This is a genomic window from Fictibacillus sp. WQ 8-8, from assembly GCF_024494405.1.
In the GTDB taxonomy this organism is placed as follows: domain Bacteria; phylum Bacillota; class Bacilli; order Bacillales; family Fictibacillaceae; genus Fictibacillus_C; species Fictibacillus_C marinisediminis.
Map to the genome: position 1 here is coordinate 253,229 of NZ_JAMXKG010000001.1, position 14,056 is coordinate 267,284.

The following is a 14,056-nucleotide window of genomic DNA, read 5'->3' on the forward strand; positions in this document are numbered from 1 at the left end:
GAAAAGAGCCATGATTTATAAATCTTCTTCATCGCCAGACGCAATAGCATCTGTCAGTCTGTCGTTAAACTGCTTGGCAGCATTCATACCCATTCGTTTCAGGCGGAAGTTCATCGCAGCCACTTCTATAATGACAGCAAGGTTACGTCCCGGACGGACGGGCACCGTTAAAATCGGCACCTCAGCGTCCAGAATTGGCATGGTCTCTTCTTCAAGTCCAAGACGGTCGTATACCTTTTTGGAATCCCAGGTTTCCAGGTTGATAATGAGAGAAATCTTTTTATAGTTTCGAATCGCTCCCGCACCAAACAGCGTCATGACGTTGATGATACCGAGACCTCGGATCTCCAGCAGATGCTGGATCAGCTCAGGCGCACTTCCGACGAGAGTCTCTTCATCTTCCTGGCGGATTTCTACAGAATCATCCGCAACCAGACGATGTCCCCGTTTCACTAGCTCCAGCGCAGTTTCACTTTTTCCTACCCCGCTGTCTCCTTTAATGAGCACTCCGATTCCATATATATCAACCAATACACCATGAACAGCAGTCATTGGTGCTAGGCGGCTTTCCAAATAATTGGTCAGTCTGCTCGACAGACGGGTAGTGGTCATTTTCGTCCGCATGATCGGCACGCCTGTCCCATGAGAGGCAATCAGCAGCTCTTTAGGCACTTCCATTTCCCTCGAGATAATAATGCCCGGTGTTTCATCCGTACACAGCTGTTCCATCCGCTCTATGCGAATTTGAGAAGGCAGCTCGCTGATAAAAGAAAGTTCTGTTTTTCCAAGAAGCTGAAGCCGTTCAGCAGGATAATAAGTAAAATACCCAGCCATCTCAAGTCCCGGACGGGAAATATCACTGGTCGTAATCGTGCGGTGCACACCTTCTTCCCCGCTGACCAGTTCAAGCTGAAATTTATCGATCAACTCTTTTGTATGTACTTTCGCCATGGTTTCCTCCTATTGTTCTTCCATTCAACTATTATTGTACACTAAGGGCAATAAGGTAACAAAATTCATTTTTCAAAAATATTCATATCCTTGCCATCCTGTAGCCCTAGTGTCTGCTATTATCCTGAAGCATAAATACGAGTACGGCTTCCGTTAAAGAACACCGTTTTTTCATAGGCCATGCCGATTTTTTTTGCCACAGCAATGGACGCAGTATTCTTGGGATGAATAAGAGAGATCATCCTTCCATACTTCAACTGAATCTTTCCGTAGGACATGAAAAAGGCAGCTGCTTCTGATGCAAACCCTTTCCCCCAAAAAGGTTTTGCGAGCCAATAGCCGATCTCCGTCTCTCTTCTCCCCTCCACAATCTGCCGGACCAGGCCAGCGTGCCCGATAGGCTCCCCTGTCTCTTTATGCAGTATGATATAAAGGCCCAAACCATTTTTGTAACCTGGAAGGATCCAATTCTCTAAACTTTTCGTGGCTTCCTTTTTTGTTTTTGTTAACCCTTTCCCTATGTATTGAACAACATCAGATTGTCCCCATAGAGAAGCATAAAACTCCAAATCCTCCATCGAATACTCCCTGAACTGCAGCCTTTCAGATTCCATTTTTCGCCTCCTTCTGTTTGCTGTAAGCAAACTTGGTGCCTTGGTGCCTGGCACCGAACAAAAAAAGTTACCCCATTGCAAAGGTGCCTGGAACCAAACCGTGGTGACTGGCACCGCAGAATTTATCTCCCAAACTCATAAGGTGCCTGCAACCACACCTCCTCGATTTAACTACCAAAAAAGCGCCCCTATCTGGAACGCTTCTTTTTTTGCATAGGTTCAATTATAAAATTTTGAATCAACAGGTTTAATACTGAGATAATGATCGCTGCCAAAAAGGCGGCGCCAAATCCGTCGATATTAAACTGATCTCCCATGACTTTCGCTGTCAGCATAAGCAGAATGGCGTTGATCACGATAAGAAACAGACCGAAAGACAATACGGTGACGGGGAGCGTCAGCAGGATCAGTATGGGCTTGATAAATAAGTTGAAAATGGAAAGGATGATGCTGGCTAAAAAAGCAGCACCGACCCCTTCCAGGTGAAAAGGCGGATAATAGCCTGCAACCACCATAAGAACTACAGTGTTCACAAGTAAAGAGATTAACCAGTTAAACATTTAGTGCACTTCACTTTCTTCAGGAATGATAAATATGGCAATCAAATAGCCGATAACAACAGGTGCTACAGCTGTCGCGATAAGGGCAACAATGACGATCAGACGAACAATTACAGGATCAATGGCGAAATAGTCCGCAATGCCCCCGCAGACACCGGCTAATTTCCGGTCACTAGAACGAACAAGTCTTTTCATGATGTCACTCCTTATTTAACCTTCAGGATGGCAATGGATCCTGTCTTGGCTTCCGCTTCCATACGGTAAGCCGGTTCGTTTCCTTTATTAGCAATAAAACGAAGAAACTTCTTGGTTACTTCCTTTTTTTGCTCCAAGACTTCCATTCCGTCAAAATCACTGACAAGACCGCCAACATAGGTTTTTAAACTAGCCTCGACTTCCAGTGATTCAGGTAATTCTGCTTCTATTTTACCCGTGACAGTTTTTAATGATGCATACCCTGTCGCCGGAGTATCTAAACGATAATAAATGGAGCCGTTGATCGTTTCGATTCGAATGTCATCCACCTGCCCGTTCAGCCGCACGGGACCGTTCATCGTCTCGGCGATCAGCTCTTTCCATTGGCTTTCCTTTAAGGTGATGCTGCCGTTTGACGCTTCGGCCTTCAGCTTCTCTCCACTGCAATTATTGACGAAAAGTGAGCCGATCGTGGTCTTTAATGCCATCTGCCGGCCTTCACAATCACCGATCTTAATTCCGCCGTTGAACGTGACGAGCTTTACCTCCTGATAGTTTTTCCTCGGTACAGAGATGACCGCATTCACTTTCTGATGTTTATTTCTTGCATAAAAGCGAAGGCGAGTCGCATCACAATCATAAAACGTTTCGTTGCGGAACTTTGTTTTTGCTGCTGTCCCTTCAGGAATCTTGTAAACTTCCGCCTCACATTCAATCTGGACATCATTTCTGTCCCATGGAACAATCGTAATAGATCCATTATAAATCTCGATATCTATGGCTTCAAACATGACATGCCGGTCTTCAAAAATGTAGTGAACGTCCTCATGCGGGCCAAAATTCAGATCAAAATCAACCGTCTTGATCCGCTTAACGACCCTGTTGAAGAATTTGCCCATTTTAAAGCCCTTAGAAGGATCCTTTTTTGTATCCTTTGGTTTTTTAGTCAAAGTCCCGGATGGCAGCGCAAACGCTTTTTTATGGTTAACAGCAAGCAATAGCTTTTCAGCTTCCTCTGCTGAAATCTTGCCTTCATTAAGCATGTTTAAAATCATTTTTCGCTCTTCCATGTGAAATTGACGCCCCCTTCAATGTTTTAAAAACCGGCGCCGGCTGATTCTAGGCTGCTGTCTTCTGTTCCGGTCAATGGATGCTGAACTGCATCTATCGGGTAAAAACTTTAATTCCCTGAATAATATTCCACACCATCACGGCAAACGAAGTAAGGCCGAATAGAATAACACTGATAATAATCGCCGTCATGTTGAATTCCGTTTCAGCTGAAATGATAATCCCGAGCGGAATAGCGATGAGTGGAAAAAGATGCGATAAAAATGAGCGTTTGGCATGGTAGGTAACACCCTGGTCCTGCACAGCGAAATAAACCACTGCCGGGAAAAGAAAAGGTGCAAAAAACAGACTGAAATAACAAATGGCCGATAAAATACGCTTTACTTTTGGGTTCATGCTGTGTTTCCTCCTGAACTATAGAACAATGAAAAGGACTACTTCTTGTAATTCTACTTAAGAAATATACATCCTTTAAAAATTCACATGTGGATTTGTTTTTTTCCCTTATTATAGGCTATCTTAGATGAGGATACTTCTTTTTTGGCATCCAGACCTTCCCTAGCCATACTTGTAAAGGAAATCATATTGGAGGATAACATGTTTTCAACCCAAAAAGCGATAAAATCTTTCTTTACTTTTTTAACGATCCTTATGCTGGCCGGAATCATATTTGGAGCCCTGGGCGATTCCAGCGCTGATTATTCTGCAGGAGAAAGGCTCATCGCGGCTATTGTAGGTAGCCTGATCGTCCTGTTAATAAACTTTCTTATATACAAGCTATTACTTTTCCTGAAAAAATAGAAGAGCTCTGCGATTTATTTTATCGCAGGCTCTTAAATTTAAAGTGCCAGGCACCACCATTACACACTTGTGTAATCGCGGTGCCTGGCACTCGCTGTGAAAAGATTTATTTAGCCACTGATTCTTTTTGTTTCAGAATAGCGTCCATGCGCTTCTTATCGCGTTTGATGATCGGAGCAAGATAGCGGCCGGTATGTGATTCAGGTATGCCAGCCAGTTTCTCTGGCGTACCTGCACCGACGAGTGTTCCGCCTTTGTCTCCGCCTTCAGGGCCAAGGTCGATCAAATAGTCACACTGCTTGATGACATCAAGATTGTGTTCAATGACTACAACTGAATCTCCATTATCGACTAAGCGCTGCAGCACCTTTAACAAACGGGAGATATCATCCACATGAAGGCCGGTTGTCGGCTCATCCAGAATGTAGATCGTTTTTCCGGTAGAGCGCTTATGAAGCTGGGATGCCAGTTTCACCCGCTGTGCTTCTCCTCCGGAAAGGGTAGTTGCCGACTGGCCAAGCTTGATATAGCCTAGACCAACATCTAGAATAGTAGCCAGCTTTCGATTGATCTTTGGAATGTTGACAAAGAAATCTACACTTTCCTCAACCGTCATATCTAGAATATCCGCAATGTTCTTCCCTTTATACTTCACTTCAAGCGTTTCACGGTTGTACCGTTTTCCGTGGCATACTTCGCAAGGCACGTACACATCAGGAAGGAAATGCATCTCGATCTTGATGATCCCGTCTCCACGGCATGCTTCACAGCGCCCGCCTTTTACATTAAAGCTGAATCGGCCTTTTTTGTAGCCTCTGACCTTCGCTTCGTTGGTGGAAGCAAAGACATCCCGGATATCATCAAAAACACCTGTATAGGTAGCCGGATTGGAACGCGGTGTCCTTCCGATCGGCGACTGATCGATGTCAATGACTTTGTCCACATGTTCCAAGCCTTTAATTTCTTTATGAGCTCCTGGTTTATCCTTGGCTTTATGAAGCTTTTGAGCCAATGCTTTATGCAGGATTTCATTAACGAGCGTACTTTTTCCGGAACCGGAAACACCTGTTACCCCTGTAAAAAGTCCAAGAGGAATCTTTACCTTTACATTTTTCAGGTTGTTTTCGGAAGCTCCGATGACTTCAATGTTTCGGCCGTCCGGCTTTCTTCTCGCCTTTGGAAGCGGGATGAACTTTTTACCGGAAAGATACTGCCCGGTAAGAGAGTTCGGATCATCCATGATTTCATTCGGAGAGCCTTGGGCAGTAATGACGCCTCCATGAGCTCCAGCACCAGGGCCGATATCAATAATATAATCAGCGGCCAGCATCGTGTCCTCATCGTGTTCAACGACGATCAGTGTATTACCAAGGCTGCGCATCTCTTCAAGCGTGCGGATCAGCCGGTCGTTGTCCCGCTGATGAAGTCCGATAGAAGGCTCGTCCAAGATATACAGAACACCCATCAGCCTTGAACCGACCTGTGTTGCCAGACGGATACGCTGGGCTTCTCCTCCAGATAACGTTCCAGCTGCACGGTTTAGTGACAAATAATCCAGGCCGACGTTAACCAGGAACCCGATCCGGTCAACGATCTCACGTAAAATCAAGCGTGCGATCGCCTGCTCTTTTTCCGTCAGATCAAGATTTTCAAAGAATTCTTTCGCTTCTGTCACGGATAGAGCCGTGGCTTCACCGATATGCTGGCCGTTAATGAGAACAGCCTGCGATTCTTTTTTCAGACGGTAGCCTTTGCAGGCAGGGCAGGCTTTCTGGCCCATATACCCTTCCATCTGTTCCCGGATGTAATCAGAACCTGTTTCTTTATAGCGGCGTTCAACATTAGCCAGAACGCCTTCAAAATAAATATCATTCGTTTTAATTTGTCCAAAATCATTTTTATAACGGAAACGGATTCTCTCCGTGTCACTGCCATAAAGTACTTTATCCAGCTGCTCTTTAGGCAGGTCTTTAACAGGAGTGTCCATATCGATTCCAAAATGAGTGCAAACACTTTTCAGGAGCTGCGGGTAGTATTGGGAGCTCACAGGTGTCCATGGGGCAATCGCGTTCTCATTTAAGGACAGGCTCCAATCAGGGATGACGAGCTCCGGATCCACTTCAAGCTTCATTCCAAGGCCGTCACATGAAGGACATGCCCCGAATGGGCTGTTAAAAGAAAACAGTCGCGGTTCGAGCTCACCAATTGAAAATCCGCAATACGGGCAGGCATGATTTTGGGAGAATAACAGTTCTTCTTCTCCCATGACATCGACCGTAACCGTACCACTGGAGAGGTTCAGCGCCGTTTCGAGGGAATCAGCGAGACGGGTGGCGATTCCTTCTTTTACGACAATACGGTCGATGACCACATCAATCGAATGCTTTTTATTCTTTTCGAGCTTGATTTCATCACCGATGTCGCGCAGTTCACCATCCACTCTGACACGAACATAGCCTTGCTTTTTAATGTCTTCAAGCACTTTAACGTGTTCACCTTTGCGTCCGGAAACCACAGGTGCAAGAATCTGCAGCTTGGTACGTTCCGGATACTCGAGTATACGGTCGACCATCTGCTCGATCGTCTGGGATGTAATCTCTATTCCGTGATTCGGGCAGACCGGACGACCGATTCGGGCAAAGAGAAGCCGAAGGTAGTCATAAATCTCTGTAACGGTCCCTACAGTCGAACGCGGGTTGCGGCTCGTCGTTTTCTGGTCGATCGAGATCGCAGGAGAAAGGCCTTCAATCGAGTCGACATCCGGCTTATCCATTTGGCCAAGAAATTGGCGCGCATAAGCAGACAAAGACTCAACATAGCGCCTTTGCCCTTCTGCATAAATGGTATCAAAAGCAAGTGAGGACTTGCCTGATCCTGATAGACCGGTCAATACGACCAGTTTATCCCTTGGAATGGTAATATCTATATTTTTTAAATTATGGGCGCGTGCACCCTTTACAATAATGTTTTGGTTTGTAGACAACTACACTCACCTTACCCTTCAGCCTTAAGCTCAAGAATCATATCACGAAGCTCTGCGGCGCGCTCAAACTGCAGATTTCTTGCTGCATCTTTCATTTCAACTTCGAGGCGTTCAACAAATGCATCGCGGTCTTTCTTGCTCATTTTTTGTTTTGGTGCTTTAGATGTATACTCCTCGGCTTCTTCAGCCGCTTGAGTGGCACTTATGACATCGTGCACTGCTTTTTTAATCGTTTGCGGCGTGATCCCGTGCTCCTCGTTATACTGCATCTGAACATTCCGGCGCCTCTGTGTTTCTCCGATGGCAATCTCCATGGATTTCGTAATACGGTCGGCATACATGATGACGTGGCCATTGCTGTTACGCGCTGCACGGCCCATCGTCTGGATGAGAGACCTTTCTGAACGAAGGAACCCTTCCTTATCGGCATCCAGGATCGTAACCAAAGATACCTCAGGAATGTCCAAACCTTCCCGCAGGAGATTGATCCCGACCAGCACGTCAAACACACCGAGCCTGAGATCTCTGATGATCTGTATCCGCTCCAGCGTTTTGATCTCGGAATGGAGATATCTTACCTTTATACCCATTTCCTGCAGATAATCTGTCAGATCCTCGGACATTTTTTTCGTGAGCGTTGTTACGAGCACCCGTTCTTTCTTCGCCACACGATCATTGATTTCCCCGAGAAGGTCATCAATCTGCCCTTTGCTTTTCCTCACTTCGATGGTCGGATCAAGCAATCCTGTCGGGCGGATGATCTGCTGGATCGGTTCAGGGGCATGCTCCGCTTCATAAGGTCCTGGGGTCGCGGAAACGTATATATGCTGAAACTTATCTTTTCCTTCAAATTCATCAAACGTGAGCGGACGGTTGTCCTTGGCTGACGGCAGACGGAAGCCGTGCTCCACCAGTACATTCTTTCTTGCCTGGTCTCCGTTATACATTCCACGAATCTGCGGCAATGTAACATGGGACTCATCAATGACGATCATTGAATCATCAGGAAAATAATCAAGGAGAGTATACGGTGTAGATCCAATCGGGCGAAGCGTAAGGTGCAGGGAATAGTTTTCAATTCCTGAGCAGAAGCCCATCTCGCTCATCATTTCAATATCGTAGCGCGTACGCTGTTCAAGGCGCTGGGCTTCAAGCAGTTTCCCTGCGTCATTCAGCTCCTTCAGCCTCTCCTCCAGCTCGGCTTCGATCCGCTGAATGGCTAATTTCATTTTTTCTTCACGTGTTACGAAGTGGGATGCCGGGAAAATGGCAACATGGTTCCGTTCGCCGACAATTTCTCCAGTGAGGGCGTCCACCTCGGTAATCCGGTCGATCTCATCACCAAAGAACTCTACTCTGAGGCAGCGTTCATCACGTGAAGCCGGGAAGATCTCCACAACATCTCCACGCACGCGGAAAGTACCGCGTGTGAAATTGATATCATTTCGGTTGTACTGGATATCTACCAAATCACGCAGAAGCTGGTCCCTGTCTCTTTCCATGCCTGTACGCAAGGAAATAACCAGGCTTTTGTACTCTTCCGGTGAACCCAGGCCATAGATGCAGGAAACACTGGAAACGATGATAACGTCCTTCCGTTCAAATAACGAAGAGGTGGCACTGTGTCTGAGTTTATCAATTTCGTCGTTGATGCTCGCATCTTTTTCAATGAACGTATCGGACTGCGGGATATATGCTTCCGGCTGATAGTAATCGTAGTAGCTCACAAAGTATTCAACCGCGTTATTCGGAAAGAATTCTTTGAACTCACTGTACAGCTGTCCAGCCAATGTTTTGTTATGGGCGATAACCAGCGTTGGTTTATTCACCTCTTTTATGACATTTGAAACCGTAAATGTCTTACCTGTACCTGTGGCGCCAAGCAGTGTCATTTTTTGCTTCTTCTCTTTGATTCCCTGAACCAGCTTGCGGATCGCTTTAGGCTGGTCTCCCTGCGGTTCGTAAGAAGAAACGAGCTGAAAAGGCTCACTCATTTCACAACCTCCGTTCCTAAATTTTGCTAATAAGATTATAACACAGCTGACCTGTGAAACTCTAATTTTTACGAACAAATATTCGTGCGTTAAATGCTGGAAAAGACATTTAAGTCTGTAAAATGTCTTTTCTTTACTTCTTCTTTTGGTGTACACTTTGAATGTTGCACAGAACGTCAAAAGGAGAATGCATCATGGATTTGCTCTATATTTTCCTGGGTCTTGCTGTTGGGATTATTTCTGGGTTTTTCGGACTTGGGGGAGGCTTTATTTTAACCCCTGTTTTAATATTGTTTGGCTATGAGCCGGTTACCGCGATCGCGACCAGTCTCATGTATTCGATCGGGACGAGTGTTTCAGGGGTATTTGCTCATCTTCGCATGAAGAATATCTATTGGAAAACAGCCATCACCCTTGGCTTGTCAGGAGTACTTGCCACACAGGCTGCACACCCTGTTGTCATGTGGCTTAGCGAAAAGCATTGGGATAAAATTGTAATACCGGCCTTATATATCATACTAATGGGATACTTTGCTGTTCAGCTGCTCATGAAAAAGAAAAATACAACTGTTGCTGAGATGCCGGCGGAAAATGCCTTTTCAATGACGAATGCGCTGATGATTGGGTTTACTGGCGGATTTCTTTCGACCACCCTTGGAGTCGGCGGCGGCTTTGTCATGGTTCCACTGATGATTTCCGTATTAAAACTTGAACCAAGAAAAGCAGTTGGGACAAGCCTTGTTAGTGTTTTTGCCATTGTTTCAGCAGGGTTCCTGACCTATGCACAATCGATCACGCTGAACTATCACATCGGCATCCTTTTAATCATCGGCGCATTGATCGGCGCTCAGCTGGGGGCCAGACTAACCTCGCTCTATCAAAATCATCAAATGGAAACGTATCTCGGCGGAATCTATGCCGCAACAATCGTATCCGTCTTTCTGCAGCTTTTACACTTCGGCCATATCGGCCTCGGCGTTGTTTCGGTCTATATTATCATACTGCTCCTTGTTTTTTTAAAGGATTCAGCTCGCTACTGGCGAAAAAAAGCGTCCGCCCCTTCTTGAGGCGAACGCTTTTATTTCATTTTACGCGCTTGTTTTTTATGGATGTTTAAACCGAGCCAATATCCGGCCAATACAGAACATAGTGCTGTTGCCTGAAGATACAGCGGCTGATTCAGGCCATCGAACGCAAACAGCAAAATTAGCAATGTAATCATGACAGGCAGATACTTTGAAAAGAGCACCCGGTTAAAAAGAAGCTGTAAAACAATCGGCAAAAGCGCTGCCAGTAACACCTCAACCATACGTGCATACCCCTATCTGTTCAAATACTTCCTCATTCACTATACCACATCATTTAAAGCATAAAAAAACCAAAACCGTTATGGCTCTGGCTTAAAAAGGGGGGGTGAGTTGCTTCAAAATGCTTTTACCCTTCGCAGAACAAAATCAAACCTAAACCCTTTAAATTTTTTTGAAATAGGTTTTAAAGTATAACCACTGCGGGAATTAACAGAATATTCCCTTAAATTATCATTCTAAAACTGAGGAGGTCTGCCTATGAATACTCGCAGGGTTATTGGCATTTACCCATCAGAGAAAAAAGTATTAAACAAGCTTAAACTATTAAAAAAAGACGGAATGGACACGAAGCATATGATGATTGTAGGACCTTACGAAACAAGCAAGCTCCCGCCCTCTGAAAAAAACACCCACCAAAAACTGGTCAAGATTGGTGTATCTGAAAGCGAGGCCAAGTTATACTCGGCTGTCCTTGATCAGGGACAGTATATTTTACTGAACACTGTGATCCAGCATGAATATCTGGCGTAGAAAAAAAAAGCATAATGCCTCAACTCCTTCATAGATTGATATGAAGAGGGGGCACATAAGAAATGAATGAATCCGATCAGGTTAAAGCACTGAACCAACTGCTTGAAATCATCCATTATAAAGGCAATAAGAGAAGGCTACCGTTTTTGCTTATGCAGCAAAAGAAGCGGAAACTGCCATACAAAACCCTGCGTCCTTGACGCAGGGTTTTATCATGTGATCAGTTCAATACCGTTAAAATATCCTTGGGATGGAAAACCATAAAATCCGGTTTTTCCTTTTCTGCAGCTTCCCTTGCGTCATAGCCCCAGCCTACCCAAATGATTTTAATGCCGCTTTTTCTGCAGGCGGCAATATCTCTGGCTTCATCACCTACATAGATCACTTCTTCCTTGGCCATTCCGTTCTTTTTAAGATAGCTTTTAATATGGCGATCCTTACCAAAAAGCCGGGTGGAGCAAATGATCTCTTCCATATGGTGGAGGCGGTTTCGGGATAGAAAGGCTTCAACATTCTTTTTCGAATTGGAAGATATTATGGCCGACTTGTATCCCCTCCTGTTTACTTCTGATAAAAGTTCAGCCATGCCAGGGACCAGTGTCACATCCCCTAATGCTTGATTATAAAGCTCGTAAAATTCAGCGCTCGATGCTGGTATTTTGTGCATTGGGAAATTCAGATGTTTGATCCTTTCCATCATCGAAAGCTTCCTCAAAAACTCCATCTCTTCAACATCTACTTTCCGAAAACCATGCTTTGCTGCCAGCTGATTAAACACCGATAAGAACACGAGCCTTGAGTCAGCGAGCGTGCCATCAAAATCAAAAATAACAGACTTTATCATAAATAAGGGTTCTCCTTATCGTACGGCTTATTGTGTATTATAGAGGAGAGACATCCTGTTTGTAATTTTTCCCACAAAAAAAAGGCAAAATTTAACCGCCGGCTCCCTTTGTCTTCACGGGAATTCGGCGGCTATTTCATCATTTTTTCACTGCACCATTTAATGGCCGTGATTTCAGTACCCAAATTAATAGTCGATTGAACATTGATGATATCCATTAATTTCTGGACCCCCGGCAAACCGGCTCCCAATCCTCCTGAACTCGTATATCCTGCTTGAAGCGCCATTTTAATGTCTTGAATACCTGGACCTTGATCAATGGCCGATACCCTGATCCCTGCCCGGTTTTCTTCCTCAATCGCTTCGACAATGATTTTACCCTCTCCAGCATAAAGGTAAATGTTTCTGGCAAGCTCGGATATCACGGTTTTGATCCGGACTTGATTAACGGAATTAAAACCGATGATTCTAGCAAGTTCTTTCCCTTCTTGACGGGCAATTGAGATATCCAATTCATTTTTTATTTCAACCGTAACCTGATGATAGTTCATGGTAAGCACCTCTATTCCTGTTTTATTGGTATGCTTACTTTCTATGGGCATACGGATTTTGTTTTATGGAATTTCAGTGAATGGATACTGGATTACTTACCCTTCATACATTTCAACAATTTAAGTATTTTTCCTTTTTATTTCAACAAAATCCTTTCCTTTTGAGGACATCTTACTAGAGCAGACTTACATAAACGCCCGTAATACTAATTTCGACATCACGTATTTATCTCCTTTAAAGAGCTAAAGGATTCCAACAAATTTCTATCTTATTTTACGTTCCTGATTCCTGAAAAAAACGAAAAAGACCCTGTCCTGGGACAAGGTCTAAAGATCAATGGTTATTTTTTTCATAATTTTCATATCCGGGCAGCTGCTCATCTGGGGTTGACTGCCCGCCTGCGGAATTGTTGTGATACGGGATAATGGTCGTCCGTTTTCCCGAAGCATCAGGCTAGGCTTTGTTTGACTGTGAACTGGCTGAGTTATCTTCATCTTCTTTACCAAAATCTCCAATCGAAACGACTTTCAGCCCCAAATCACTTAAATTATCATTTAATTTCCCGCGAAGATCTTTATCAAACGTTTCAGGGGCTTCTTCCGTATACTCAAGCAGAACATGAATAGATTTCATTTAATTTCTCCTCCTTTTAAAGGATTTGTTTATGCAACCTATTCCCGATTTTTCTTGTGATAAACAAAAAACACCCAGGCCAGGTGTCAATTTTTGTCAGGAAAGTACGGATTAATATGAATAAATACCTCAGATATATCCGGAAATCTTTTTTGTATCTCGTCTCTTAAATCTCTTGCAATATCATGGCCTTCTTTAATGCTCAGATCATAATTGAGCGAAATTCTTAAGTCCAGAATGATGTAGTGGCCATGTGTCCTCGCTCTCATGCGGTCAATCCGCTTCACTTCTTTAAATTCCATGACAACTTTTCGGTACTGCGTAAGCAGCGGTTTTTCAATATTCTTATCCATCAATACATCAACGGATGAACCGAGCAGTTTCAGTGAGATTTTCAGGATAAGGAAAGCGACGATCAGACTGGCCGCAGCATCGCCGTATAAGAGATAAGGCAGGTTGAATTTATCCCCGATAATGGATAGTATGACGCCAAAAAAAGCAGCGAGGGAGGCTACAATGTCAGCTTTGTGGTCAAATGCGATCGCTATTATGGCTTTGCTGTTATATTTTTCACCCAGCTTCATGGAGTTATGGTAAAGCAGGTGCTTTGCAAAATAAGAAAATAGAGCGGCGAACAAGGCAATGTACTCAGGTGCTTTCGGTGTTCCGATTAAGCCCAGGATGCCTTCAATAACAATATATATAGAAACAAGAAATAAAATAATACCTACAAAGCCTTCACTAAGCACTTCAGCTTTACCATGTCCGAATGGATGGTCCTCATCAGGCGGCTTGTTGGAGATTCCTACCACGGCCAGTACAGCAATAGAAGCTACAATGTCTGCAGCGGAGTGGATACCGTCCGCAAAGACCGATTCACTTCCTGCAATCAGCCCGACCGCAACCTTTCCAATGGTTAATATACAGTTGCTGATCAGAGCCAGCCAGGCCACTTTTTTACCTATTCTTTCTCTTTCATGTACAATCTCCATGTTCCCCTCCTAAAATAATGTTTCCCAA

17 protein-coding genes are annotated in these 14,056 nt (G+C 44.4%); 4 read left to right on the top strand and 13 right to left on the bottom strand.

What is annotated here, in order from left to right:
* Positions 1–15: 15 nt before the first annotated feature.
* The 6 genes from hprK to M1K46_RS01355 all read right to left on the bottom strand — a co-directional run bounded on the left by hprK (position 16) and on the right by M1K46_RS01355 (position 3,787).
* Entirely contained in the window at positions 16–951 is a 936-nt protein-coding gene (gene hprK, locus M1K46_RS01330; RefSeq protein WP_062237934.1) for an HPr(Ser) kinase/phosphatase, read from the bottom strand.
* Positions 952–1,070: 119 nt separating this feature from the next.
* Complete coding sequence (locus tag M1K46_RS01335) at positions 1,071–1,565, bottom strand: GNAT family N-acetyltransferase (protein WP_062237930.1); 495 nt, start codon at positions 1,563–1,565, stop codon at positions 1,071–1,073.
* A gap of 188 nt (positions 1,566–1,753) precedes the next feature.
* Positions 1,754–2,125 carry a phage holin family protein gene (locus M1K46_RS01340; protein ID WP_053357062.1) on the bottom strand — a complete coding sequence of 124 codons (372 nt, stop codon included), beginning with the start codon at positions 2,123–2,125 and terminating at the stop codon, positions 1,754–1,756.
* A complete protein-coding gene (locus tag M1K46_RS01345; protein WP_175501768.1) occupies positions 2,126–2,320 on the bottom strand; it encodes a PspC domain-containing protein in 195 nt (64 codons plus the stop codon). It abuts the gene before it with no gap.
* An 11-nt stretch (positions 2,321–2,331) separates the two neighbouring features.
* Positions 2,332–3,390: a DUF4097 family beta strand repeat-containing protein gene (locus M1K46_RS01350; RefSeq protein WP_062237928.1), complete on the bottom strand. Its 1,059-nt coding sequence runs from the start codon at positions 3,388–3,390 to the stop codon at positions 2,332–2,334.
* 94 nt (positions 3,391–3,484) lie between these two features.
* On the bottom strand, positions 3,485–3,787 hold the full coding sequence (locus tag M1K46_RS01355) for a hypothetical protein (protein WP_053357059.1): 303 nt from the start codon (positions 3,785–3,787) through the stop codon (positions 3,485–3,487).
* Between the two features lie 201 nt (positions 3,788–3,988).
* Between M1K46_RS01355 and M1K46_RS01360 the strand changes: the two genes are divergently transcribed.
* Positions 3,989–4,192, top strand: a complete 204-nt coding sequence (locus M1K46_RS01360) for a hypothetical protein (protein ID WP_053357058.1) — start codon at positions 3,989–3,991, stop codon at positions 4,190–4,192.
* A gap of 106 nt (positions 4,193–4,298) precedes the next feature.
* Here the strand turns inward: M1K46_RS01360 and uvrA are convergent, their stop codons facing one another.
* Both uvrA and uvrB read right to left on the bottom strand, forming a co-directional pair.
* Positions 4,299–7,175 (bottom strand): excinuclease ABC subunit UvrA, encoded by a 2,877-nt coding sequence (gene uvrA / locus M1K46_RS01365; protein WP_062237924.1) that lies wholly within the window; start codon positions 7,173–7,175, stop codon positions 4,299–4,301.
* 11 nt (positions 7,176–7,186) lie between these two features.
* A complete protein-coding gene (uvrB, locus tag M1K46_RS01370; RefSeq protein WP_062237922.1) occupies positions 7,187–9,169 on the bottom strand; it encodes an excinuclease ABC subunit UvrB in 1,983 nt (660 codons plus the stop codon).
* Positions 9,170–9,363: 194 nt separating this feature from the next.
* On the opposite strand from uvrB, the gene M1K46_RS01375 reads away from it, so the two are divergent.
* Positions 9,364–10,236, top strand: coding sequence for a sulfite exporter TauE/SafE family protein (locus tag M1K46_RS01375; RefSeq protein WP_256224563.1), 873 nt, complete (start codon positions 9,364–9,366; stop codon positions 10,234–10,236).
* Positions 10,237–10,247: 11 nt separating this feature from the next.
* On the opposite strand, the gene M1K46_RS01380 is transcribed toward M1K46_RS01375, so the two are convergent.
* A complete protein-coding gene (locus M1K46_RS01380) occupies positions 10,248–10,478 on the bottom strand; it encodes a DUF2198 family protein (RefSeq protein WP_062237917.1) in 231 nt (76 codons plus the stop codon).
* A gap of 256 nt (positions 10,479–10,734) precedes the next feature.
* Here M1K46_RS01380 and M1K46_RS01385 point away from each other — a divergent pair, with 256 nt between their 5' ends.
* Together M1K46_RS01385 and M1K46_RS01390 are read left to right on the top strand one after the other, a co-directional pair.
* Positions 10,735–11,007 (top strand): hypothetical protein, encoded by a 273-nt coding sequence (locus M1K46_RS01385; RefSeq protein WP_256224564.1) that lies wholly within the window; start codon positions 10,735–10,737, stop codon positions 11,005–11,007.
* A 62-nt stretch (positions 11,008–11,069) separates the two neighbouring features.
* Positions 11,070–11,207 (top strand): hypothetical protein, encoded by a 138-nt coding sequence (locus tag M1K46_RS01390; protein ID WP_156419044.1) that lies wholly within the window; start codon positions 11,070–11,072, stop codon positions 11,205–11,207.
* 20 nt (positions 11,208–11,227) lie between these two features.
* Here M1K46_RS01390 and M1K46_RS01395 read toward each other — a convergent pair whose 3' ends face one another.
* From M1K46_RS01395 to M1K46_RS01410, 4 genes are all read right to left on the bottom strand, one after another.
* The gene (locus tag M1K46_RS01395; RefSeq protein WP_062237911.1) at positions 11,228–11,851 is read right to left on the bottom strand and encodes an HAD-IA family hydrolase; all 624 of its coding nucleotides are present in this window, start codon (positions 11,849–11,851) and stop codon (positions 11,228–11,230) included.
* Positions 11,852–11,982: 131 nt separating this feature from the next.
* Entirely contained in the window at positions 11,983–12,402 is a 420-nt protein-coding gene (locus M1K46_RS01400) for an anti-sigma regulatory factor (protein ID WP_256224566.1), read from the bottom strand.
* Between the two features lie 454 nt (positions 12,403–12,856).
* Positions 12,857–13,036, bottom strand: a complete 180-nt coding sequence (locus tag M1K46_RS01405; RefSeq protein WP_053357050.1) for a hypothetical protein — start codon at positions 13,034–13,036, stop codon at positions 12,857–12,859.
* A gap of 86 nt (positions 13,037–13,122) precedes the next feature.
* Entirely contained in the window at positions 13,123–14,022 is a 900-nt protein-coding gene (locus M1K46_RS01410) for a cation diffusion facilitator family transporter (protein ID WP_256224977.1), read from the bottom strand.
* Positions 14,023–14,056: the final 34 nt, after the last annotated feature.